Origin of the sequence: Chromobacterium sp. LK11, assembly GCF_001043705.1 — a bacterium.
In the GTDB taxonomy this organism is placed as follows: Bacteria; Pseudomonadota; Gammaproteobacteria; order Burkholderiales; family Chromobacteriaceae; genus Chromobacterium; species Chromobacterium alkanivorans.
Window position 1 is genome coordinate 1 of record NZ_LDUR01000031.1, and the last position, 21,776, is coordinate 21,776.

The following is a 21,776-nucleotide window of genomic DNA, read 5'->3' on the forward strand; positions in this document are numbered from 1 at the left end:
CTGAGCGGCGGAAGCTTCTTTCTTAGCTACGTGCTTCTTGGCTTTTTTAGCCTTCGGAGCGGAAGCTTCGGCTTTGGCGGCCTGAGCTTTTTGAGCAGCGGAAGCTTCTTTCTTCGCTACTTTTTTCTCGGCTTTCTTAGCCTTGTGGATAGCAACCGGGGCGGAAGCAGCAGCTTTTTCAGCGGCGAAGCCGTTAACGGACACCAGGCTGAAAGCAGCGGTCAGAGCAAGCAGAGCCAGCTTTTTCATTTATGAAACTCCTAAGTTTCTTGGATTGGTATGAAAGTGGACACGTAGTCCTTTTCAGGCCGAAATGCTAACCATGACAAGGGGCTGAGTCTATGCCCTCTGTGTATCCCAATGTTACGGAATGTACAGACGCGATGATGGCGCGTTTCAGATCGGCCAGCGGAACAGGAAGCGCGCGCCGCCCAGCGGCGAGCTTTCCACTTTGACTTCGCCGCGGTGGGCGCGGGCGATGCCGGCGACGATGGCCAGGCCCAGGCCGTGGCCGCCGGTCTTGCGGCCGCGGCTTTCGTCCAGCCGCACGAAGGCGTCGAACACCCGGCTGCGGTCCTGTTCGGGAATGCCGGGGCCGTCGTCGTCCACCATGATGATGCAGTGGCGCTGTTCGACGATGATGCTGGTTTGCACCAGGCGGTTGGCGTGGCGGCGGGCGTTGGACAGGAAGTTGTCCAGCACCCGGGTCAGCAGGTGCTCGTCGGCGGTGATGGCCAGGCTGGCGCCGGCCGGTTCCAGCCATTGAATGTCCTGCGTCAGCGCGGCCTGGCCGGCGATGCGGTCCTTGGCCCAGGGAATGGCGTCGAAGCTGCTGAGCTTCAGCGGCGCTTCCGGCCGGTCCAGCCGCGCGTGCAGCAGCAACTCTTCCACCAGCTTGTCGATGGCGGACAGGTCGCGTTCTATCGCTTGCCGCTCCGGGCTGCTCTCGTCGCCTTCCAGCAGCGCCATCCGGTAGCGCAGCCGCGCCAGCGGCGTGCGCAGCTCGTGGGCCACGGCGTTGGTCAGCGTTTTCTTGCTGTTGATCAGCGCGGCGATATTGTCGGCCATGTGGTTGAAGGCGACCCCCAGCTGGCTGACGCCGGAGCGCGGCGGCAGGTCGACGCGGGCGGACAGATTGCCGCTGGCCAGCTTGCCGGCGGTCTGTTCCAGCGCCACCAGGTCGCGCCAGTGCGGGCGCATCCACAGGAAGACCGGAATCGCCAGCGACAGGCCGATGAAGCCCAGCAGCGCGTAGTCGAACCATTTGAGCTGATGCAGGAAGAACAGATAGCGCAGCGGGCCGGCCACCAGCAGGTAATTGCTGTCCTCCAGCTTTTGCAGGAACACGTATTTGTCTTCCAGCATCACGATTTCGCCGCGGTCCAGCGCCTGCTTGGACTCGTCGTCCAGCAGGTAGCTGCTCATCTTCTCCACTTTGACGCGGAAGGTGAAGCCGTGGTCGGAATTGGCCAGCGTCTCGCTCCAGCGGTCTTCCGGCACGCCGCGCAAGTCGGCCTCGATCAGCGACAGCGTGGTGCGCAGCAGGTCGGACAGATAGCGCTCGCCCACATCGTCCACCGCCTGTTTGTAGACCGCGCCGACCAAGACCACCGCCACCAGGAAACAGGTCATCAGCAGCAGGTAGAACTGGATGAACAATCGGCGCATGCGCGCTTACTCCCAGCCGGACAAGGAGAACAGATAGCCGCGGTTGCGCACCGTCTTGATGCGGAACGGCTCGCTGGGGTTGTCGCCCAGCTTTTTGCGCAGCCGCGAGATGGCCACGTCTATGCTGCGGTCCAGGCCGTCGTAGCTGACGCCGCGCATCTCCTTGAGCAGGATGTCGCGGTTCAGGGTCTCTCCGGCGTGGCTGGCCAGCAGCCACAGCAGGTCGAAGTCCGAGGTGGACAGCGGAATCTTCTCATTGGCCAGCGTCACGTCGCGGCTGATCGGGTCAATCGCCAGTTGGCCGAACACCACTTTGCGCGTGCCGGGCTTGGGCGCGGCGGCGTCGGCGCCGGCCGGAGCGGGCCGCAGATTGCGCAATTGGGCGCGCAGCCGCGCCACCAGCACCGAGGGCGGCGTGGTTTTCAGAATGTAGTCGTTGGCGCCCAGCTCCAGGCCCAGGATCTGGTTCATATCGCTGTCCAGCGAGGTCAGCATGATGATGGGGCCGTCAAACTTGGGGCGCAGCTCGCGGCAGATGGACAGGCCGTCCTTGCCGGGCAGCATGATGTCCAGCAGCACCAGGTCCGGCGCTTCGCGGGCGATGGTGTCCAGCGCGGCGTCGCCGCGCGGCTCCACCACCACATCCATCTCATGGCGGGACAGGAAGTCGCTGATCAGCTCGGCCAGGTCGGCGTCGTCTTCTACAAACACGATGCGGTGAGTCATGCCTTGCATCCATCTATTCAGTGGTCAATCCGCGAAGTATCGCCCGAGCCGCCGCGCGCTTCAACTGCAAGCACGGTCAGGACCGCTCGGGCGGAGCGCTGCGCGCAGGCGATTTCCGTTTCAAAGCGGAAAATCCACCGGTCCACAGTTGCCGGCGCCTTGATTACAGTTTCCCTGCATCGCCAACCGTTTCGCAAAGGACATTCCCATGAACGATCAAGTCCGTCCCCTCGCCGTTGACCAGGCCGCCGTCCGCCGCCTGGCGGACCAGGTGCTGGGCCAGGTTCCCGCCTTGCTGGACGCGGCCGGCAAGTATTTGACCGAGGTTCAGCAGCAGAAGCTGGACTCCCACGTGCTGGCGATGGCGCGCCGCTCCTTGAGCGGCGAGGGCCTGCCGGATTTCGACAAGAGCCTGTTCGACGAGATCTCGGACACCACGCGGCGTTTGTCCGACGCGGTGGTGGCCCTGTTCGGCAATCTGCCGGAAGAAGAGGCGCTCTTGCTGTCCATTCATTTCGAGATGGCCAAGAACAAGGCCTGAAGTCCGTCGCGCATCGATAAATAGAGGAGAGAAGCAATGACGCAGATAACCGTAGTGATTGGCGACCGCCTGGGCAAGGGACAGAAAGTGGGCGCGGGCGTGGAGGCCGCCGGCGCGCGCGCGGTGGTGGTTCCCGGCATGGCCGCGGACATGAAGCTGGGCGATGTGATGCAGGCGGAAGGCGCGCAGTTGGGCATTTCCTTCTGCGGCAGCGGCGGCGCCGGCGCCATCACCGCGCAGACCAAGTACGGCTACAAGGCCAAGTACGGCATGCGTTCGGTAGAGGAGGGCGTGACCGCGATCGAGGAGGGCTACACCGTGCTCGGTTTCGGCTTCATGGACAAGGAAGAGCTGGGGCAGCGGCTGGTGGCGGCCTATCAGAAGAAATACGGCGGCTGAGCGATGCAAACACGCTTCGAATCCAGCGTGACGGTCAGCGGCCGCGGCGACAGCAAGGCGCAGGCTTGCGCCGACGCCTTGTCCGGCGTTCAGCGCGCGGTGATGGCGGCCGGCCATCAGGTGCTGCTGCGCATCGAGCCCTTGCAGGTGACGGTGGTCGCGGCGGAGGAGTTGCGCCGCCGCGAGCGCTTTCTGTTCTTCTTCCTGCCGCGGGACCGGCGCAGCTACGCCGTCACGCTGGAGGTGGCGGTCAGCGTGACCGCGCTGGACATCGAGGCCGTGCCCTTCGCCATGCGCCAAGTTTAGGCGTCGCTTGCCGTTTCATACCCGAGGAGGAAGCCATGCTTCTGATCATTCTTCTCAAGTCGCTGTTGATCGGCGGCCTGGTCGGCGTCGCGGTGGGCGCCGGCGCGGCCCGCATGTTCCACGCGCCGACGTCCCAGGGCATGGGCGCCTTCCGCACCCTGGGCGAGCTCAATTCCTGCGAGGGCGACCCGGCCTCGCATTTTTCCTTCGGCCTGGGCTTTTTCTTCAACGCCTGGGCCTCGTCGGTGGCGGCCGGCGCCTTCACCCAGGACATCGACCACCGGGTGATTCCGCATTGGGGCGCGGCGGCGCTGCTGGCGCGCAACCGCAATGTGGCGGAGACCCTGCACAACCCGCGCAAGATGGCGCTGGTGTGCGGGGTGATAGGCATGCTGCTGGTGGCCTTCCTGAACACCACCGCTTCGGCGGTGCCGGCTTCGCTGCAAATCACCGCGGTCAAGGTCTTGGTGCCGGCGGCCAATCTGCTGGTCAACACCGTGATGCCGGTGATTTTCTGGCTGGCGGCGATTGAGGCCGGCCGGCGCTCCGGTTTGTGGGGCACGGTGTTCGGCGGCCTGGCCCAGCTGATCATGGGCAACGCGGTGCCGGGCCTGGTGCTGGGCATCCTGATCGGCAAGGGCGTGGACGAGGGCGGCTGGAACAAGGTCACCAAGCTGATGATGGCGGCCATCGCGGCCTTGTTCGCCCTCAGCGCCTTCTTCCGCGGCTTTGATCTGAAACTGCTGAACAGCTTCCACTTGAACGCGCCGTCCTGGCTGGAACTGTTGCACGCCGCCGTGCGCGGCGCTTGAGGCTGAAGGAGAAAATGATGACTGAACAAGCACAAGCCGGCGATTTCTGGCTGGCGGACTGGTCTTTTCCCTTGCTGGTGGGGCTGCTGTCCGCCGGCGTGTTCGCCGGCACTCATATGTATTACGTTTACGGCATCGGCGCCTTCAACGAGGTGGCTTTCGTGTCGATGCTGCGCGCCGGCATGGATTCCGGCGTTTACGGCGCGGTGGCGGCCTTTGGCGCCAGCTTCCTGTTCGCCCGGGTGATAGAGGGCTCGCTGGTGGGCATCCTGGACATAGGCGGCGCCATCATGACCGGCGTCGGCCTCGGCATTCCGGCGATGTTCCTCGGCGCCGGCATTCTGTTTCCGGTGGAAAACTTCGGCGCGGCGCTGGCCACCGGCCTGGCGATAGGCATGCTGATCGGCGCGGTGATCGTCTTCGCGCGCAAGTTCACCATCAATCAGGGCAATTCCACTTACGGCGCCGACGTGATGATGGGCGCCGGCAATTCTTCCGGCCGCTTTCTCGGCCCGCTGATCATCCTGTCGGCGATGGCGGCGTCGATTCCCATCGGCGTCGGCTCGCTGCTGGGCGCGCTGGCCTTCTATCTGTGGGGCAAGCCCATCACCGGCGGCGCCATTCTCGGCGCGATGCTGCTGGGCACGCTGTTCCCGGTGGCGATTGCCTGAGGAGGCGCTAATGGATGATTTGCTGATCAAGGGCGCCTTGCTGGCCGACGGCTCGGTGCTGGACATCGCCGTCCGCCACGGCAAGATCGTCGGGCTGGGGCGGCTGGACGGCCCGGCCCAGCGCACGGTGAGCCTGGGCGGCCGCTGGCGGCTCAGCGCCGGCTGGATAGACGGCCATGTGCATTGCAACCCGGCCTCGCCGATTTATCACGACGAGCCGGACCAGGTGGGCGTGGCCGGCGGCGTCACCACGGTGGTGGACGCCGGCAGCGTAGGCGCCGACGAGGTCGCCGCCTTCCGCGAGCTGGCCGGCGGCTGCCGCACCGATGTGCGCGCGCTGTTGAACATCTCGCGCATCGGCCTCGCCACCCAGCACGAGCTGGCCAATCTCGACGACGTCGACGTGACGCTGGCCGGCGCGGCCATCCGCGCGCATCGCGATTTCATCGTCGGCATCAAGGCGCGGCTCAGCGGCAGCGTGGTCGGCGCCAACGGCGTCGCGCCGCTGGCGCGGGCCAAGGAGATCCAGCGCCGCTTCGGGCCGCTGCCCTTGATGGTGCACATCGGCAACACCCCGCCGTCGCTGGACGAGATCGCCGAATGGCTGGAACCGGGCGACATCGTCACCCACTGCTTCAACGGCAAGCCCAACCGCATCCTGGACGCCGCCGGCGCGCTGCGCGCCTCGGTGCGGGCCGCGATCGAGCGCGGCGTGCTGCTGGACGTCGGCCACGGCAGCGCCAGCTTCAGTTTCCGCGTGGCGCGCGAGGCGATGGCGCTGGGCGTGTACCCGGACACCATCAGCTCGGACATCTATTGCCGCAACCGCGTCAGCGGGCCGGTGTTCGGCCTGGCGGCGGTGATGTCCAAATTCCTAAGCCTGGGCATGCCGCTCACCCGGGTGCTGGACTGCGTGACCCGGCGTCCGGCCGAGGCGCTGCGGCTCAGCGGCAAAGGCCGGCTGGAAGTGGGCGCGGACGCCGATCTGACCATTTTCGACATCGAAACCGCGCCGCGGCCATTGAGCGACAGCGACGGCGACAGGCTGACTTGCGTGAGTCATCTGACGCCGCTGGCGGCGGTGGCGGGCGGCGTCTTGCTGCCCACCGAACAAGGAAAGGCTTGCCATGTCTTCGATCTATGAGCAGTACCAGTTGAAGCCGGTGATCAACGCCTCCGGCCGCATGACCATGCTGGGCGTGTCCACGCCGGCGCCGGAAGTGACGGCGGCGGTGGCGCAGGGCCTGGGCGGCTACTTCGAAATGAAGGATCTGGTCGACAAGACCGGCGACTACATCGCCCGGCTGCTGGAGGTGGAGGCCGCGACGGTGGTGTCCTGCGCCGCTGCGGGCATCGCCCAGTCGGTGGCCGCGGTCATCGTCCGCGACGATCCGCGCCTGCTGGTGAACTTGCACGCCGTGCCGGTCAACGGCCCGCGCGAAATCGTGCTGCCCAAGGGGCACAACGTCAATTTCGGCGCGCCGGTCGGCACCATGGTGGCTTTGGGCGGCGGCCAGGTGGTGGAGGCCGGCTGGGGCAATGAGTGCTCGGCCGCGCAGCTGGAGGCCGCGCTTGGCCCCGCCGCCGCCGCCATCCTCTATATCAAGTCGCACCACGCCTTGCAGAAAAGCGTGCTCGGCGTGGCCGAGGCCGCCGAGGTGGCGCGTCGTCGGAATCTGCCGCTGATCGTCGACGCGGCGGCGGAGGAGGACTTGCGCGCCTATTACCGCTTGGGCGCGGACCTGGTGATCTACAGCGGCGCGAAGGCGATCGAGGGGCCGACCAGCGGCCTGGTGCTGGGCCGTCGCCAATACGTGGAATGGGTCAAGCTGCAAAGCCAGGGCATAGGCCGGGCGATGAAGGTGGGCAAGGAGGGCATTCTGGGCCTGACTTGCGCGATCGAACGCTATCTGAAGCAGGACAAGGAAAGCGGGGCGGCGATGGCGGAGCGGTTGCGGCCCTTCATCGCCGGTCTGAACCAGCTGGCCGGCGTCAGCGCGCGCCTGGTCTGGGACGCGGCCGGCCGCGACATCGCCCGCGCCGAGATCGCTTTCGACGCCGGCGCCACCGGCGTCAGCGCGGTGGCCGCCGCGGCCGCGCTGAAACAGGGCGACATCGCCATTTATTTCCGGGAGTACCGGGCCAACGAAGGCCGGCTGGAGGTGGACGCGCGCAGCGTGGACGCGGCCCAGCTGGAACAGATAGGCGAGCGCATCCGCCGCCTGCTGAAGGGAGAGCAAGCATGAAACTGGAACCCAATTTTTATCAAGATCGCGTGTGCTTGAATGTGCTGGCCGGAAGCAAGCACAATGCCCGTCAGATTCATCAGGCGGCGGAAGGCCATGTGCTGGTGGGCGTGCTGTCGAAAAACTACGCCGATGTGGACAGCGCGGTGGCGGACATGCGCGAGTACGCTGCGCTGATAGACAACGCCTTGTCGGTGGGCCTGGGCGCTGGCGACCCGCGCCAGTCCGACATGGTCAGCGCCATCGTCGGCCAGGTGCAGCCGCAGCACGTCAATCAGGTGTTCACCGGCGTAGGCGCCAGCCGCGCGCTGCTGGGCCAGGCGCGGACCGTGGTCAACGGCCTGGTGTCGCCCAGCGGCATTCCCGGCCTGGTCAGGATTTCCACCGGCCCGCTCAGCGCCGGCGCGCCAGTCTGCGCCGCGCCGGTGGACACCGCCATCGCCATGCTCAAGGATATGGGCGGCAGCTCGATCAAGTACTTTCCTATGGGCGGGCTGGATTGCCGCGACGAATACCTGGCGGTGGCGGAAGCCTGCGCGCGCCATGATTTCTGGCTGGAGCCCACCGGCGGCATCACGCTGGAGAATTTCGGCGAGATCGTCCGCCTGGCGCTTGAGGCCAGCGTGTCCAAGGTGATTCCGCATGTGTACAGTTCCATCATCGACGCGAACGGCGAAACCCGGCCCGGCGACGTCGAGCGGCTGTTGTCGATGGTGAAAGCCTTGTTGTAGCCGCGCCCGGGGAGGCCGGGCGCGGGTGGGTTCAAAGAAGGAGGCTCATGGTCAAATTCCCCTATCAACGGCTGGCCCAGGCCTTTGCCGCGCTGCAGGCGGAAGCGCTGCCGCAGGAAGAACTGGCGCGCCGGCTGGCGGTGTCCACCCGCACCGTGCGCAACGACATCGACGCGCTCAACGCCATCCTTGCCGAGCACGGCGCGCGTTTCGTGCTCAAGCGCGGCGAGGGCTACCGGCTGCAGGCCGACGACCCGGAGCGCCTCCAGCAGGTGCGGCCGCAGGCCGGTTCCGGCCGCGCCATTCCGCGCCAGGCCGGCGAGCGGGTGCATTATCTGCTGGCGCAGTTCCTCGGCTCCGCCTACGCCTTGAAGCTGCAGGACCTGGCCGACGCCTGGTGCGTCAGCCGCGCCACCTTGCAGGCCGACATGGCCGAGGTGCGCGAGCGCCTGGCCGGCTACGGCCTGAGCATAGAGGCCAAGCCGCATTACGGCATGAAGCTGCTGGGCGCGGAATCCTCCATCCGCGTCTGCCTCAGCGATCTATTGGCGCAGCTGGCCGCGGAACGGCCGGACCACCCGCTATTGAGCGCGGATCCGGTGCTGGCCGACGCGCTGGCGACGGTGCGCGCCGGCCTGCCCGGCTGCTTGAGCCGCGCCGGCGTCCGCCTCAGCGACGACGGCGCCCAGTTCCTGAGCTTTTATTGCGCGGTGGCGGCCAAGCGCATCGTCGACGGCTTTCCGCTGCAGGACTTCCGCTGCGAGGAGACGCTGCCGGCGGTGGACCAGGCCGCGGCGCACATCGTCGACCTGCTGCGGCGCATGAGCGGGGTGGAGATCGCCGCCGCCGAGCGGGCCTTCCTCCGCGTCAACATCGCCGCGCGCAGCCTGAGCGGCATGCTGCCCAGCGCGATCAACGCCGACGACGCCGACGCGCTGGTTCGCTACATCCTCGACTACATCAACCGCCATTACCGCTACGATCTGCGCGCCGACCGGCAATTGCGCGAGGATCTGGTCACCCACGTCAAAACCATGATCACCCGGGTGCGCTACCAGATCACGCTGCCCAATCCGGTGCTGGCTGACATCAAGCAGCATTACGCGCTGGCCTACGATTTCACGCTGGCGGCGGTGTCCAGCTGGGCCAAGCACTCGCCGTACCGGATCTCGGAGAACGAGATCGGCTATCTGGTGCTGCACATCGGCGTGGGGCTGGAGCGTCATTATCAGATCGGCTATCTGCGCCGGCCGCAGGCCCTGCTGGTGTGCGACGGCGGCAACGCCACGCTGCGCACGCTGGAGGCGGTGCTGCGCCGCCGTTTTCCGCAGCTGGAAGTGTGCGCCGCCTTGTCCTGTCAGGAATACGAGGCGCTGGAACATGTGAGCGCCGATTTCGTGGTGTCCACGGTGCGGCTGGAGGACAAGCGCAAGCCGGTGGCCTTGCTGTCGCCGTTTCCATCGGATTACCAGCTGGAACAGTTGGCGCGGCTGGTGGCGGTGGACCGCACCCGGCCCTATATGCTGGAGCGCTATTTTTCCGCCCAGCATTTCTGGGTGGCGGAGCCCGGGCTGAGCCAGCAGGCGCTGTTCGAGCGCGTCTGCGGGCAGTTGCGCGAGGAGGGCTATGTCGACGCCGATTTCCTGCCCTCGGTGCGCGAACGCGAGGACATCCTCAGCACCATGCTGGGCGACGGCATCGCCTTGCCGCACTCGCTGGGCCTGCTGGCGCGCAAGACCACGGTGTGCACCATCATCGCGCCGCACGGCGTCGCCTGGGGCGAGGGCGGGGCGGCGCGGGTGATCTTCCTGCTGGCGATCAGCAAGACCGAGTACGAGGAGGCGATGGCGATCTACGAGCTGTTCGTCTCCTTCATGCGTCAGCGCGCCGGCGCCCGGCTGGTGGAGAGCCGCAGCTTCGAGCAGTTCCTGCGCAATGCGCTGTCATGCCTGCCTGAGGTCTGAGCCGCGCCGGATAAGGTTTTGCACGGCTGTCAATCAATATTGTTTGGTTTATGGTTATGTTGCGATTTGTGTTGAATAACGTTGTTTTTGTGCACTGCAAGGGGTGGAGTTCCAGCTTTTTTGTAACAGTTTGAAACTGTATATAGGTTCGAGTATTTACTTCATGCTTTCGTTCTAGATCACGCCATGTCGGCGCTTGGGCGATGTTTTCGTCATTGATCTGTAACAAGCTCCCTGGTTTTAGCCTGCGGCTGGCCATTAATCTGGATCAAATTTGCCCTTGAAAGTTGGGGGCGAACTGTTTTTAATAGCGCCGCCTGGCTTCACAACCGGGATGCTCCCGCCGCTTTCTGCGCCGTCCTGGGCTTGCTTGCCCGCCGGAAGACGCGTCTCCGCCCGAGGGTTCGCCGGCTGTCAGCGTTGTGATGTCCCAGCAGGGGAAGGCCGGCTGTCGCCGCTCTCCTGTCGCGTCATCCACTCGGGGCGATTCGCGTCGCCCCTGTCGATTGATCATGCCGACTTTTCGATTTTGATCAGCTCGCGCTGCGAGTTCCGCATTGCTTTTTGCTATGACATTGGCATTTGCTTGGTCGTTGGCCGCGCAAGGCCTTGCCGTTGCCGCCCGGCCTGGAGCCGGGCCTGGATTACCGTCGCCGGGGCCGATGGCGCGCAGCCGTTCGCGCCCGGGCGGGAAAACAAGAATGTTCAACCCGTAAAGTCGTAAATGATGAGAAACCAAAGACCCTCACGCCTGTGGCGGGGACTTGCTGTTGCTTCGGCGTTGCTGCTCGCCGGGTGTCAAGGCGGAATCCTTGACCCCAAGGGCCCGGTGGCGGCGGAGCAGAAGTCCCTGATCATCACGGCAACCGCGCTGATGCTGCTGGTGGTCATCCCGGTGATCCTGATGACCTTCTTCTTCGCCTGGAAATACCGCGCCAGCAACAAGGACGCCGTCTACGAGCCGAAATGGTCGCACTCGACCAAGATCGAGCTGGTGGTCTGGCTGATTCCCTGCATCATCATCGCCTTCCTCGCCGTGCTGACCTGGGAAACCACCCACAAGCTGGACCCGTACCGCCCGCTGGATTCGGATCAGAAGCCGATCGAGGTGCAGGTGGTGGCGTTGAACTGGAAATGGTTGTTCATCTACCCGGAGCAGCAGATCGCCACGATCAACGAGCTGGCCTTCCCCAGCAATGTGCCGGTGAATTTCAAGATCACTTCCGACGCGGCGATGAACTCCTTCTTCATCCCGCAACTGGGCGGCCAGATTTACGCGATGGCCGGCATGCAGACCCAGTTGCATCTGCTGGCGCACGAGCCGGGCGTGTACAAGGGCTTCTCCGCCAACTACAGCGGCGCCGGCTTCTCCGGCATGAAGTTCAACGCCGTCGCCACCAAGACGCCGGCCGAGTTCGACGCCTGGGTGGCCAAGGTCAAGGCTTCCGGCAAGACGCTGGACGTGAACGGCTACCGCGGCCTGGTGCTGCCTAGCGAAAAGAATCCGGTGGCCTATTACGGCGCCGTCACCCCCTATCTGTTCCAGGGCGTGCTGCACAAATACATGACCGGCCGCACCTCGCTGGCCGCCACCGAGGCCGACGTCAAGCTGGCCGCGCTGGCCAAGAGCCTGTGCGAACCGCTGACGGTGAAGGAGTAATCAAGACATGCTGTTAGGCAAACTGACGCTGGACGCCATCCCTTTCCACGAACCCATCGTGATGGGCGCGCTGGGCGGCGCCGGCCTGATCGGGCTGATGCTGGTGGCCCTGATCTCCAAGATGGGCAAATGGGGTTATCTGTGGCATGAGTGGCTGACCTCGGTCGACCACAAGAAGATAGGCGTGATGTACATCATCGTCGCCATGATCATGCTGCTGCGCGGCTTCGCCGACGCGCTGATGATGCGCGCGCAACTGGCCATCGCCACCGGCGGCAGCCACGGCGTGCTGCCGCCCGATCACTACGATCAGATCTTCACCGCCCACGGCGTGATCATGATCATCTTCATGGCCATGCCCTTCATGACCGGCCTGATGAACATCGTGGTGCCGCTGCAGATCGGCGCGCGCGACGTGGCCTTCCCCTTCCTGAACTCGCTGAGCTTCTGGCTGCTGGTGGCCGCGGTGATCCTGGTCAACCTGTCGCTGGGCGTCGGCAACTTCGCCCGCACCGGCTGGGTGGCTTATCCGCCATTGGCCGGCATCGCCTTCAGTCCGGACGTGGGGGTGGATTATTACACCTGGGCCTTGCAGATATCAGGGATAGGGACGACGCTGACGGCGATCAACTTCCTGGTCACCGTGATCAAGATGCGCGCGCCCGGCATGAAGCTGATGGACATGCCCATCTTCACCTGGACCTGCACCTGGGCCAATGTGCTGATCGCCAGCTCCTTCCCCATCCTGACCGGCGCGCTGGCGATGCTGAGCCTGGACCGCTACCTGGACTTCCATTTCTTCACCGCGGAAGCCGGCGGCAACGCGATGATGTATCTGAACCTGTTCTGGGCCTGGGGCCATCCCGAGGTCTACATCCTGGTGCTGCCCGCCTTCGGCATTTTCTCCGAGGTGGTGTCCACCTTCACCGGCAAGCGCCTGTTCGGCCACAAGTCGATGATCTACGCCAGCGGCGCGATCTCCATCCTGGGCTTCATGGTGTGGCTGCATCACTTCTTCACCATGGGTTCCGGCGCCAGCGTCAACGCCTTCTTCGGCATCGCGACCATGATCATCTCCATCCCGACCGGGGTGAAGCTGTTCAACTGGCTGTTCACCATCTACCGCGGCCGCCTGCGCTTTGAAACCCCCATCCTGTGGACGCTGGGCTTCATGGTCACCTTCTCCATCGGCGGCATGACCGGCGTGCTGATGGCGGTGCCGGGCGCGGACTTCGTGCTGCACAACAGCCTGTTCCTGATCGCCCACTTCCACAACACCATCATCGGCGGCGCGGTGTTCGGCTACCTGGCCGGCGTGACCTTCTGGTTCCCGAAAGTGTTCGGCTTCAAGCTGAATCCGAAACTGGGCAAGGCCTCGTTCTGGTTCTGGCAGATCGGTTTCATGTTCGCCTTCATGCCGCTGTACGTGCTGGGCTTCCTCGGCATGACCCGCCGCCTGAACTACACCACCAACCCGGAATGGGAGCCGTGGCTGTACCTGGCGCTGTTCGGCGCACTGTTGATCGCCTGCGGCATCGCCTGCCAACTGCTGCAGATCGTGGTCAGCATCCGCGACCGCAAGAAGCTGGCCGACGTCAGCGGCGACCCGTGGAACGGCCATACCCTGGAGTGGTCCACCTCGTCGCCGGCGCCGTTCTACAACTTCGCCAAGCTGCCGGTGGTGCACGACATCGACGCCTTCACCGACATGAAGGAAAAGGGCGTGGCCTACGCGGTGCCCAAGTCCTATGAACCCATCCACATGCCGAAGAACACTGCGATGGGCGTTTACATCGGCGGCTTCACCACAGTGCTGGGCTTCGCCCTGATCTGGCATATCTGGTGGCTGGCCATCGTCGGCCTGGTGGGCATCGTCGGCTGCATGCTGGCGCGCGCCTACGACAACGATCTGGACTACTACGTGCAGCCGGAGGAAGTGGAAGCCATCGAGCGCGAGCGCTTCGAGAAGCTGGGCATCGACGTGGACAACTACACCGAGCGCGACACGGCCAAGCCGCACAAGGCTGCGCGTCCGACCACCACCGCGTAAGGGGCTGAATCCGACATGACGACTTATGTAAAAGACGCGCACGAAGCGCATGAGGACCACGGGCACCACGACAGCGGTTCGCAAACCGTGCTGGGCTTCTGGTTCTACCTGATGACCGACTGCATCCTGTTCGCCAGCGCGTTCGCGGCTTACGCCGTGCTGTTCCGCAACGTGGCGGAAGGCGTGTCCGGCAAGGAGATCTTCGATCTGCAATACGTGCTGGTGGAGACCGCGGCGCTGCTGCTGTCCTCCATCACCTACGGCTTCGCGATGATAGCCGGTCAGAAGGGCAACAAATCCGCGGTGCTGGGCTGGCTGGGCATGACCTTCCTGTTCGGCGCGGCCTTCATCGGCCTGGAAATCAACGAGTTCCACCATCTGATCTCCGAGGGCCACGGTCCGCAGGTCAGCGCCTTCCTGTCGGCCTTCTTCGGCCTGGTGGGCCTGCACGGCCTGCATGTGACCGCCGGCCTGATCTGGATGGCGGTGATGATGATGGAAGTGGCCAAGACCGGCCTGACCGGCCGCGCGATGACGCGCCTGAACTGCCTGTCGCTGTTCTGGCACTTCCTCGACATCGTGTGGATCTGCGTGTTCACCGTCGTCTACCTGAAAGGAGCCATGGGATGAGCCAGGCACATCAACACGCCGCGCACGGCAGCGTGAAAAGCTATCTGATCGGCTTCCTGCTGTCGGTGGTGCTCACCGCCATCCCGTTCTGGATGGTGATGGGCGGCGCCTTCACGCCGCAGGCGACGGCGATAGGCATCTTCGCGCTGGCGGTGGTGCAGATCGTGGTGCACCTGAAGTATTTCCTGCACCTGGACTTCAGCAAGGAGGGCAAGCTCAACACCATGTCCTTCCTGTTCACCGGCATGGTGATCGTGCTGCTGGTCGGGCTGTCGATCTGGATCATCTACACCGCCGACGCGCTGATGATGCGTTGAGGCGGGCTTGAGAGAGATCGTCTTGAAATTCAAGCGTTATCTGCAGGTGACCAAGCCGGGCATCATCTTCGGCAACCTGATCTCGGCCGTCGGCGGTTTCCTGCTGGCGGCCCAGGGCCGGGTTGACTGGGGCTTGCTGCTGGCCACGCTGGCCGGCCTCTCGCTGGTGGTGGCGTCCGGCTGCGCGATCAACAACTGCATAGACCAGGACATCGACGCCAAGATGGCCCGCACCCGCAAGCGGGTGCTGGTCACCGGCGCGATGAGCACCCGGGCGGCGCTGGCTCACGGCCTGCTGCTGGGGCTGGCCGGCTTCTACGCGCTGTGGCGTTGGACCAATCCGCTGGCCTTCGGCTGCGTGCTGTTCGGCTTCGTCATCTATGTGGGGGTGTACAGCCTCTATATGAAGCGCCATTCGGTGTACGGCACCCTGGTGGGCAGCTTGTCCGGCGCGGTGCCGCCGGTGGCCGGCTACTGCGCGGTCACCGGCCGTTTCGACGCCGGCGCGGCCATCCTGCTGCTGATGTTCTGTCTGTGGCAGATGCCGCATTCCTACGCCATCGCCATCTTCCGCTTCCAGGACTACCAGGCGGCGGGGATTCCGGTGCTGCCGGTGGTCAAGGGCATTTCCAGCGCCAAGCGCCAGATCGTGCTCTACATCCTGGCCTTCGGCGCCGCCACCGCGATGCTGGCCTTCGGCGGCTACGCCGGCTACGGCTATCTGGCGGTGGCCGGGGCCACTAGCCTGTGGTGGCTGAAGATGGCCTTGTCCGGCTACAAGAGCAGCACCGACGACCGCGTCTGGGCGCGTCAGGTGTTCTTCTTCTCCATCATCACCATCACCGCGCTGTCGGTGATGATGGCGGTGGATTTCCGGCAGCCGGAACGCCAGCAGCTGGCCGGGCTGAGCGCGTCCGCTCAGTCCTGAACGCAAGCAAGCCAAGACAAAGCGCGGGCCGTGGCCCGCGCTTTTTTCATGGCTGGGCGGACGAATGCTCAGACCTCGTCGGCCGCGACGCTGACCAGCAATTGGTCGGCGGCGACGATGTCGCCCACCCGGCAGTGCAGCGCGCTGACCACGCCGGCGCGCGGCGCGTAGATCCGGTTTTCCATCTTCATCGCTTCGACGACGGCCAGCACCTGATTGGCTTCCACCCGCTGCTCGACGGCCACCGGCAGCGCCACCACCGTGCCCGGCATCGGCGAGGCCACCCGTTGGCCGGCGTCGGCGTCCGCCTCGGCCGTTTCCGGCTGCTCCGCCTGCAAGCGCAGCCTATGGCCGCCCACCGTCAGCTCGATATCGTCGCCGCAGGGCAGGGCGTTCCAGCGCAAGCCGTCCACCTCGCCGCTCCACAACTCGCCGTCGCGGCGCAGCCTCACTTGCAGGCTCCGCTCCGCCACCGCCACGCGGGCATGGGCGCCGGAGCGCTCCAGCAGCCGCGCCTGCCAGCGCGCGGCGCCGGCGCGATAGCTCAGCCGGCCCAAGGGCGCGTCCGGGTCCAGCGCGGCGCGGTCGTGCGGGCCGACGCCGCCCTGCCAGGGGGAAGACGTTTCGACGCAGGCCAGGGCCAGCGCGACGGCGGCGGCGCAAGCGACGGCTTCGGCCTGCGGCGCGGCTTCCGGCGCGGCGGCGAGCTGGTCGACCAGATGAGTGTCCAGCTGGCCGGCCCGCACCCGCGGTTCGCGCAGCAGCCGGTCGATGAAGCCCAGATTGCTGCTCAGGCCCGGCAGCGCGGTGTCGCGCACGGCGGCCTGCAACGCGTCCAGCGCCGCGCCGCGGCTGCCGCCGTGGGCGATCAGCTTGGCCAGCATCGGATCGTAGAAGGCCGGCACCTCGCCGCCGTCGCCGTCGAAGGCCGCGTCCACGCGGCAGGCTTGCGGCCAGCGCGCCAGCAGCGCCTTGCCCGGCATGGGCGCGAACTCGCGCAGCGGGTCTTCGGCGTAAATCCGGCATTCGATGGCGTGGCCGTCGGCGCGGATCTCCTCTTGGCGCAGCGGCAGGGCTTCGCCGGCGGCCACGCGCAGCTGCCATTCCACCAGGTCCAGGCCGGTGACGGCCTCGGTGACCGGGTGCTCCACCTGCAAGCGGGTGTTCACCTCCAGGAAATAGAATTGGCCGTCCGGCGCCAGAATGAATTCAAAAGTGCCGGCGTTGAGGTAGCCGATGGCCGCGGCGCCGCGCACCGCGGTGTCCAGCAGCGCGGCGCGGGTGGCGGCCGGCATCGCGCAGGCCGGCGCCTCCTCGATGATTTTCTGGTGGCGGCGTTGCAAGGAGCATTCGCGCTCGAACAGATGCACCACATTGCCGTGGCGGTCGCCGAACACCTGCACTTCCAGGTGGCGCGGCCGCGCGATGTAGCGCTCCACCAGCAGCCGGCCGTCGCCGAAGCTGGAGCGGCCGACGCGCACCGCGGCGTCCACCGCCTCGCGCAGCGCGGCTTCTTCCCACACCACCTGCATGCCCTTGCCGCCGCCGCCGGCCACCGGCTTGAGAATGACCGGATAGCCGATCTCGGCGCAGCTCTCCAGGATCAGGCCGTAGGATTCGGTGGCCTCGGCCGAGCCCGGCGTCACCGGCACGCCGGCCGCCGCCATCAATTGGCGGGCGCGCGCCTTGTCGCCCATCTGGGCGATGGTGTCGGCGTCCGGGCCGATGAAGACCAGGCCGGCCGCGGCCACCGCGCGGGCGAAGTCGGCGTTTTCCGACAGAAAGCCGTAGCCGGGATGGATGGCCTCGCAGCCGCTGGCCAGCGCCGCGGCGATGATGGCCTCGCCGTTCAGATAGCTGGCGCTGGCCGGGGCCTCGCCTATCCAGCGCCGTTCCGCGGCGCCTTCCAGATGCGCGGCGTCGGCGTCGGCGCTGGAGTAGACGGCGACATGCTCGATGCCGAGCCGCCGGCAGCTGCGGGCGATGCGGCGCGCGATCTCGCCGCGGTTGGCGATCAAAATTCGTTTGAACATGGTGTTTACATCCTGAAAACGCCGAAGCGGGTGTCTTGGACGGGGGCGGCGGCGGCCAGCGCCAGGCTGAGCGCCAGCCATTCGCGGGTCTGGGCCGGATCGACGATGGCGTCCACCCACATGCGCGAGGCCACGTACAGCGCCTGGCCCTGGCGTTCGTAGGCGTCGCGGATCGGGCGCTTGAAGCTTTCCTCTTCTTCCGGCGTCCAGGCCTTGCCCTGTTTCTCCAGTTGCTCGGCGCGGATCAGCGCCAGCACCGTCGCCGCCTGTTCGCCGCCCACCACCGTGGTCTTGGCGTTGGGCCACATCGCCATCAACTGCGGGCCGATGGCGCGGCCGCACATGGCCAGATTGCCGGCGCCGTAGCTGCCGCCGATCAGGATGCTGAATTTGGGCACGCGGGCGCAGGAGGCGGCGTTGACCATCTTGGCTCCGTGCTTGGCGATGCCGCCGGCCTCGTATTCCGCGCCCACCATGAAGCCGTTGATATTGTGCAGGAACAGCAGCGGAATGCCGCGCTGCGCGCACAGTTCGATGAAGTTGGCCGCTTTTTGCGCGCTCTCCGAGAACAGCACGCCGTCGTTGATCAGCACGCCCACCGGATAGCCGCCGATGTGGCCGGTGCCGCACAGAATGGTGGCGCCGAAACGGGCGCGGTATTCGGCGAAGGCGGAGTCGTCCAGCAGCCGGGCCAGGATTTCCCGCGCCGGAATCGCTTCGCGCGGGTTGGCGCTGACGATGCCGGCCAGCTCCGCCGGGTCGTAACGCGGCGGCCGCGGCGCTTGCGGCGGCGCGTATTGCCGGCCGCTGCCTCGCCGCGCCACGATGTCGCGCATCAGCCGCAGCGCGTGCTCGTCGCTGAGCGCGTAGTGGTCGGCCACCCCGCTGTCGCGGGTATGCACGTCGGCGCCGCCCAGGGTTTCCGCGTCCACGATCACCCCGGTGGCGGCGCGCACCAGTTGCGGGCCGCCCAGAAAGATGGAGCCGTTGCCGCGCACGATGATGGTCTCGTCGCTCATCGCCGGGATGTAGGCGCCGCCGGCGGTGCAGGAGCCGAGCACCGCCGAGATCTGCGGCAGGCCCAGCGCCGACATTTCGGCGATATTGCGGAAAATGCGGCCGAAGTGCTGCTCGTCCGGGAAGATTTCTTCCTGCAAGGGCAGGTAGACCCCGCCGGAATCCACCAGATACAGGCAGGGCAGGCCTTGTTCGCGGGCGATCTGCTGGGTGCGCAGATGCTTGCGCAGCGTCAGCGGGTAATAGGTGCCGCCCTTGACCGAGGCGTCGTTGGCGAACACCGCCACCGCGTGGCCGGCGACGATGCCGATGCCGGTGACGATGCCGGCGCAAGGCACCGCGTGGTCGTAAACCTCGTGGGCGGCCAGTTGGCCGATCTCCAGAAAGGGCGTGCCGGGGTCCAGCAGCAGCGACAGGCGCTCGCGCGGCGACAGCTTGCCCTTGGCCGCCTGTTTGGCGCGCGCCTCCGGGCCGCCGCCTTGCACGGCGGCGTCGCGGGCGGCGGCGATGCGCTCGCGCAGCTGGCGGTAGGCTTCGACATTGCGTTCAAACGCCTCGCCCGAGGCGGGAACGCGGGATTCGATACGGGACATGAATAAGCTTCCTCGATTCAGGCGGCGCGCGCGCGCACCTTGAACAGCACTTGGGACAGGGTCAACAGGCCCAGGGCGGCCACCGCCAGCGTCCAGGCGCCGTCGTGATGCAGCAGCACCGAGCCGGTGGCGGCGATGCCGGCCAGCCCCTGTTGCAGGAAGCCGCACAGCGCCATCGCGTGCGCGCCGTGTTCCTTGGCGTCGCTGACGGCGGTGGCCATGCTGTTGGGAAACAGCACCGCCTGTCCGAAAATGGTCAGGCAGTAGAGGCCGATGAACAGCCACAGGCCGGGCAAGCGCTCCAGCAGGCCCAGGTGCCAGCCCAGCAGCATGGCCAGCGTGGCCGCGGCCAGCAGCGCCGCGCCGGCGCGCATCAGCCGCAGCCCGCCCACGCGAGCCACCAGGCGGTTCACCACCATGGCGCCGCTGAAGTAGGACAGGCCGATCAACAGGCCGACGTTGCCGAAGCCGGCCACTTCCAGGCCGAAGTGCTCCTGAAACACAAAGGGGCTGACCTCTTGCAGAGTCACCGTGGTGGCGAAGCCCAGACCGCCGGCGCAGGCCGGCCACAGGAAGCCGGGGCGGCGCAGGATGCGCCAGTACGGGCTGGGGCCGGAGGCCGCGGCGGCCGGGCGGCCGGCTTGCAGCGGCAGGCCCATGGTCAGCAGCGCCGCCGCGGCGCCGGTGGCCGCCATCAAGGCGAAGCCGGCTTCCCAGTGGCTGTATTTGCCGATCAGGCCGCCGATGAACTGGCCGCCGCCCAGCGCGGTGATGAAGGCGATGGAGAGCACGGACAATTTGCGCGCCAGATCGTCGCCGCGCCAGTGGTCGCGCACGATGATGCGGGCGATGATGGCCGCGCCGCCGCCGGCGATGCCTTGCGCCACCCGCAGCGCCAGCAGCTCGACGGCGCTGGAGACGAAGGCGAGCAACAGGCTGCAGACGACGAACAGCGCCAGCGACATCAGCAGCGGCCCGCGCCGGCCCCAGCGGTCGGCCGCCGAGCCCCAGAACAGCACCGGCAAGGCCGCGCCCACCACATAGCCGGAAATCGACATCTCCACCAGGCTCTGGCTCATCGCCAGCTCCCGCATCACCGCCGGCAGCGACGGCAGATACACGGTGGTGGCCATCTGCGCCATGAACACGATCAGGCAGGCCAGCGCCATCAGCCGGCCGGCCGGCTGCGCCAGCGCGGTTTGCGGAACGCTCAGGGTTTTCTCATTCATGAGCGGCTCGCAGCTGATTGAGGCAGGCGGCGAAGCGTTCGATCTCCTGCGTCGTCATATTGGCGCGGATCATGATGCGCAGGCCGGCGCGGCCCTTGGCGATTACCGGGAAGAAGATGGGCGAGGTGTAGAAACCGTCTTCCAGCAAGCTCTTGGCGTAGAAAATGGTGTTTTCCTCCGAGCCGATGGAGACGAAGCGGATGGGCAGCGGCTCGCCGCTGTTGTCCGAGGCCACGTGTTGGTCGAACAGGCGGATATTGTCTTGCAGCCGCTGTTGCAGCCGCGGCAGCTCCTCGGAGCGGTGAATGGCCGCGGACTGGATGATGGCGCCCAGGCCGGCGGTGTTGATGCGCTGCGACCAGGTCACCGGGCCGCCGAAGCGGGTGGCCAGCTTGCGGCGCTCCGCGTCGTGGCGCGGGCCCAGGAAGATGGCGCCGCCGGACGCGCCGAAGCCCTTGTTCAGCGAGGTGACGATCAAGGTGCGCTCATTGATGCCGCCCATGGTTTCCAGCACCAGGCCGCGGCCGTGGCGGCCCAGCGTGGACAGACCGTGGGCTTCGTCGAAGAACAGGAACAAACCGTATTTGTCCTGCAACGCCAGCAGCTCCGGCACCGGGGCCATGCCGCCGGTGCTGTAGACCCCGTCGGCGACGTAGGCCACGCGCGCATGGGTTTTGCACAGATCTTCCAGCGCGTTCAGATCATTGTGGCGTATGGTCTGGATCTCGGCCTCGTCGGCGCAGATCGGCTTCATCATGTTCAGGCAGAAGTGGGCATTCTTGTCGAACACCATCAAGGGCGGCACGTTTTCGGTCAGCGCGCCGGAGGCCAGCAGGGGCAGGGCGGCCGCGGCGGCGGCAGCGCAGGACGGCACGGTCAGCGTTTCCGCGTCCACCAGCTCCGCCAGCGCGTCCTCCGCCTGCTGCAGGATGTCGAACTGCACCCGGATGCGCGAAATCGAGGTGTTCAGCGAGCCGGTGTTCAGCACCGCGTCCGCCGCCGCTTGCAGGATGTCCGGGTGCGAGTCCAGGCCCAGATAGGAATAGGACGACATATTGACGAAGCGCCGGCCGTTGGACACCGCCTCGTGACGGCCGTCGCCCAGGTTGCGGGTGACGATATTGGCCATGCCGGCCTGGGTGGTGATGTCCCAGAAGCTGTTGCTCAACTGGATGGCTTTTTTGATATTGGCGTGTTGATGCATGTTTCCCCCCTCGTATGGTTTGGCGGCGGCCGCGATGGCCGCCCCGTCCGG

The 21,776-nt window shown here is 66.3% G+C and carries 21 protein-coding genes; 14 read left to right on the forward strand and 7 right to left on the reverse strand.

The window, feature by feature from the left end:
* From VK98_RS23885 to rstA, 3 genes are all read right to left on the reverse strand, one after another.
* Nucleotides 1-249 (reverse strand): hypothetical protein (locus VK98_RS23885; RefSeq protein WP_156187948.1); only part of this gene is annotated, 249 nt, incomplete at its 3' end.
* 147 nt (nt 250-396) lie between these two features.
* The gene (rstB, locus tag VK98_RS18245; protein WP_019101597.1) at nt 397-1,668 is read right to left on the reverse strand and encodes a two-component system sensor histidine kinase RstB; all 1,272 of its coding nucleotides are present in this window, start codon (nt 1,666-1,668) and stop codon (nt 397-399) included.
* Nucleotides 1,669-1,674: 6 nt separating this feature from the next.
* Entirely contained in the window at nt 1,675-2,394 is a 720-nt protein-coding gene (gene rstA / locus VK98_RS18250) for a two-component system response regulator RstA (protein ID WP_048415430.1), read from the reverse strand.
* A gap of 208 nt (nt 2,395-2,602) precedes the next feature.
* Between rstA and VK98_RS18255 the strand changes: the two genes are divergently transcribed.
* From VK98_RS18255 to cyoE, 14 genes are all read left to right on the forward strand, one after another.
* Nucleotides 2,603-2,935: a hypothetical protein gene (locus tag VK98_RS18255; RefSeq protein ID WP_048415408.1), complete on the forward strand. Its 333-nt coding sequence runs from the start codon at nt 2,603-2,605 to the stop codon at nt 2,933-2,935.
* A 36-nt stretch (nt 2,936-2,971) separates the two neighbouring features.
* The gene (locus VK98_RS18260; protein WP_048415409.1) at nt 2,972-3,334 is read left to right on the forward strand and encodes an SFCGS family glycine-rich protein; all 363 of its coding nucleotides are present in this window, start codon (nt 2,972-2,974) and stop codon (nt 3,332-3,334) included.
* 3 nt (nt 3,335-3,337) lie between these two features.
* A complete protein-coding gene (locus VK98_RS18265) occupies nt 3,338-3,640 on the forward strand; it encodes a DUF4312 family protein (protein WP_048415410.1) in 303 nt (100 codons plus the stop codon).
* Nucleotides 3,641-3,675: 35 nt separating this feature from the next.
* Nucleotides 3,676-4,452, forward strand: coding sequence for a DUF4311 domain-containing protein (locus VK98_RS18270; protein ID WP_048415411.1), 777 nt, complete (start codon nt 3,676-3,678; stop codon nt 4,450-4,452).
* 17 nt (nt 4,453-4,469) lie between these two features.
* Nucleotides 4,470-5,123 carry a DUF4310 family protein gene (locus VK98_RS18275; RefSeq protein ID WP_048415412.1) on the forward strand — a complete coding sequence of 218 codons (654 nt, stop codon included), beginning with the start codon at nt 4,470-4,472 and terminating at the stop codon, nt 5,121-5,123.
* A gap of 10 nt (nt 5,124-5,133) precedes the next feature.
* Nucleotides 5,134-6,267: an amidohydrolase/deacetylase family metallohydrolase gene (locus VK98_RS18280; protein ID WP_048415413.1), complete on the forward strand. Its 1,134-nt coding sequence runs from the start codon at nt 5,134-5,136 to the stop codon at nt 6,265-6,267.
* Complete coding sequence (locus VK98_RS18285) at nt 6,251-7,369, forward strand: DgaE family pyridoxal phosphate-dependent ammonia lyase (protein ID WP_048415414.1); 1,119 nt, start codon at nt 6,251-6,253, stop codon at nt 7,367-7,369. The genes VK98_RS18280 and VK98_RS18285 overlap by 17 nt, the downstream gene beginning before the upstream one ends.
* Nucleotides 7,366-8,100, forward strand: coding sequence for a KDGP aldolase family protein (locus VK98_RS18290; protein WP_048415415.1), 735 nt, complete (start codon nt 7,366-7,368; stop codon nt 8,098-8,100). Before VK98_RS18285 ends, VK98_RS18290 begins: the two co-directional genes overlap by 4 nt.
* 47 nt (nt 8,101-8,147) lie before the next feature.
* Nucleotides 8,148-10,064: a transcription antiterminator gene (locus VK98_RS18295; RefSeq protein ID WP_048415416.1), complete on the forward strand. Its 1,917-nt coding sequence runs from the start codon at nt 8,148-8,150 to the stop codon at nt 10,062-10,064.
* A gap of 727 nt (nt 10,065-10,791) precedes the next feature.
* A complete protein-coding gene (gene cyoA / locus VK98_RS18300) occupies nt 10,792-11,724 on the forward strand; it encodes a ubiquinol oxidase subunit II (RefSeq protein ID WP_048415431.1) in 933 nt (310 codons plus the stop codon).
* Between the two features lie 7 nt (nt 11,725-11,731).
* Nucleotides 11,732-13,774: a cytochrome o ubiquinol oxidase subunit I gene (gene cyoB / locus VK98_RS18305; RefSeq protein WP_048415417.1), complete on the forward strand. Its 2,043-nt coding sequence runs from the start codon at nt 11,732-11,734 to the stop codon at nt 13,772-13,774.
* A 15-nt stretch (nt 13,775-13,789) separates the two neighbouring features.
* Entirely contained in the window at nt 13,790-14,404 is a 615-nt protein-coding gene (cyoC, locus tag VK98_RS18310; RefSeq protein WP_048415418.1) for a cytochrome o ubiquinol oxidase subunit III, read from the forward strand.
* On the forward strand, nt 14,401-14,721 hold the full coding sequence (gene cyoD / locus VK98_RS18315) for a cytochrome o ubiquinol oxidase subunit IV (protein WP_048415419.1): 321 nt from the start codon (nt 14,401-14,403) through the stop codon (nt 14,719-14,721). Before cyoC ends, cyoD begins: the two co-directional genes overlap by 4 nt.
* A 22-nt stretch (nt 14,722-14,743) precedes the next feature.
* Nucleotides 14,744-15,649 carry a heme o synthase gene (gene cyoE / locus VK98_RS18320; RefSeq protein ID WP_048415420.1) on the forward strand — a complete coding sequence of 302 codons (906 nt, stop codon included), beginning with the start codon at nt 14,744-14,746 and terminating at the stop codon, nt 15,647-15,649.
* Between the two features lie 68 nt (nt 15,650-15,717).
* Here cyoE and VK98_RS18325 read toward each other — a convergent pair whose 3' ends face one another.
* From VK98_RS18325 to VK98_RS18340, 4 genes are read right to left on the reverse strand one after another with little or no spacing between them, the layout of a single operon-like run.
* Nucleotides 15,718-17,682 carry a biotin carboxylase N-terminal domain-containing protein gene (locus tag VK98_RS18325; protein ID WP_048415421.1) on the reverse strand — a complete coding sequence of 655 codons (1,965 nt, stop codon included), beginning with the start codon at nt 17,680-17,682 and terminating at the stop codon, nt 15,718-15,720.
* A 5-nt stretch (nt 17,683-17,687) separates the two neighbouring features.
* A complete protein-coding gene (locus VK98_RS18330; RefSeq protein WP_048415422.1) occupies nt 17,688-19,292 on the reverse strand; it encodes a carboxyl transferase domain-containing protein in 1,605 nt (534 codons plus the stop codon).
* A gap of 17 nt (nt 19,293-19,309) precedes the next feature.
* Nucleotides 19,310-20,521 (reverse strand): MFS transporter, encoded by a 1,212-nt coding sequence (locus VK98_RS18335; RefSeq protein WP_197083098.1) that lies wholly within the window; start codon nt 20,519-20,521, stop codon nt 19,310-19,312.
* Nucleotides 20,514-21,725 (reverse strand): aminotransferase class I/II-fold pyridoxal phosphate-dependent enzyme, encoded by a 1,212-nt coding sequence (locus tag VK98_RS18340; protein WP_048415423.1) that lies wholly within the window; start codon nt 21,723-21,725, stop codon nt 20,514-20,516. Before VK98_RS18340 ends, VK98_RS18335 begins: the two co-directional genes overlap by 8 nt.
* Between the last annotated feature and the right edge of the window lie 51 nt (nt 21,726-21,776).

Bases quoted from the DNA above. Each gene is read 5' to 3' on its own strand.
- rstB (WP_019101597.1), bottom strand. From the start codon at position 1,668: ATGCGCCGATTGTTCATCCAGTTCTACCTGCTGCTGATGACCTGTTTC.
- rstA (WP_048415430.1), bottom strand. From the start codon at position 2,394: ATGACTCACCGCATCGTGTTTGTAGAAGACGACGCCGACCTGGCCGAG.
- VK98_RS18255 (WP_048415408.1), top strand. From the start codon at position 2,603: ATGAACGATCAAGTCCGTCCCCTCGCCGTTGACCAGGCCGCCGTCCGC.
- VK98_RS18260 (WP_048415409.1), top strand. From the start codon at position 2,972: ATGACGCAGATAACCGTAGTGATTGGCGACCGCCTGGGCAAGGGACAG.
- VK98_RS18265 (WP_048415410.1), top strand. From the start codon at position 3,338: ATGCAAACACGCTTCGAATCCAGCGTGACGGTCAGCGGCCGCGGCGAC.
- VK98_RS18270 (WP_048415411.1), top strand. From the start codon at position 3,676: ATGCTTCTGATCATTCTTCTCAAGTCGCTGTTGATCGGCGGCCTGGTC.
- VK98_RS18275 (WP_048415412.1), top strand. From the start codon at position 4,470: ATGACTGAACAAGCACAAGCCGGCGATTTCTGGCTGGCGGACTGGTCT.
- VK98_RS18280 (WP_048415413.1), top strand. From the start codon at position 5,134: ATGGATGATTTGCTGATCAAGGGCGCCTTGCTGGCCGACGGCTCGGTG.
- VK98_RS18285 (WP_048415414.1), top strand. From the start codon at position 6,251: ATGTCTTCGATCTATGAGCAGTACCAGTTGAAGCCGGTGATCAACGCC.
- VK98_RS18290 (WP_048415415.1), top strand. From the start codon at position 7,366: ATGAAACTGGAACCCAATTTTTATCAAGATCGCGTGTGCTTGAATGTG.
- VK98_RS18295 (WP_048415416.1), top strand. From the start codon at position 8,148: ATGGTCAAATTCCCCTATCAACGGCTGGCCCAGGCCTTTGCCGCGCTG.
- cyoA (WP_048415431.1), top strand. From the start codon at position 10,792: ATGAGAAACCAAAGACCCTCACGCCTGTGGCGGGGACTTGCTGTTGCT.
- cyoB (WP_048415417.1), top strand. From the start codon at position 11,732: ATGCTGTTAGGCAAACTGACGCTGGACGCCATCCCTTTCCACGAACCC.
- cyoC (WP_048415418.1), top strand. From the start codon at position 13,790: ATGACGACTTATGTAAAAGACGCGCACGAAGCGCATGAGGACCACGGG.
- cyoD (WP_048415419.1), top strand. From the start codon at position 14,401: ATGAGCCAGGCACATCAACACGCCGCGCACGGCAGCGTGAAAAGCTAT.
- VK98_RS18325 (WP_048415421.1), bottom strand. From the start codon at position 17,682: ATGTTCAAACGAATTTTGATCGCCAACCGCGGCGAGATCGCGCGCCGC.
- VK98_RS18330 (WP_048415422.1), bottom strand. From the start codon at position 19,292: ATGTCCCGTATCGAATCCCGCGTTCCCGCCTCGGGCGAGGCGTTTGAA.
- VK98_RS18335 (WP_197083098.1), bottom strand. From the start codon at position 20,521: ATGAATGAGAAAACCCTGAGCGTTCCGCAAACCGCGCTGGCGCAGCCG.
- VK98_RS18340 (WP_048415423.1), bottom strand. From the start codon at position 21,725: ATGCATCAACACGCCAATATCAAAAAAGCCATCCAGTTGAGCAACAGC.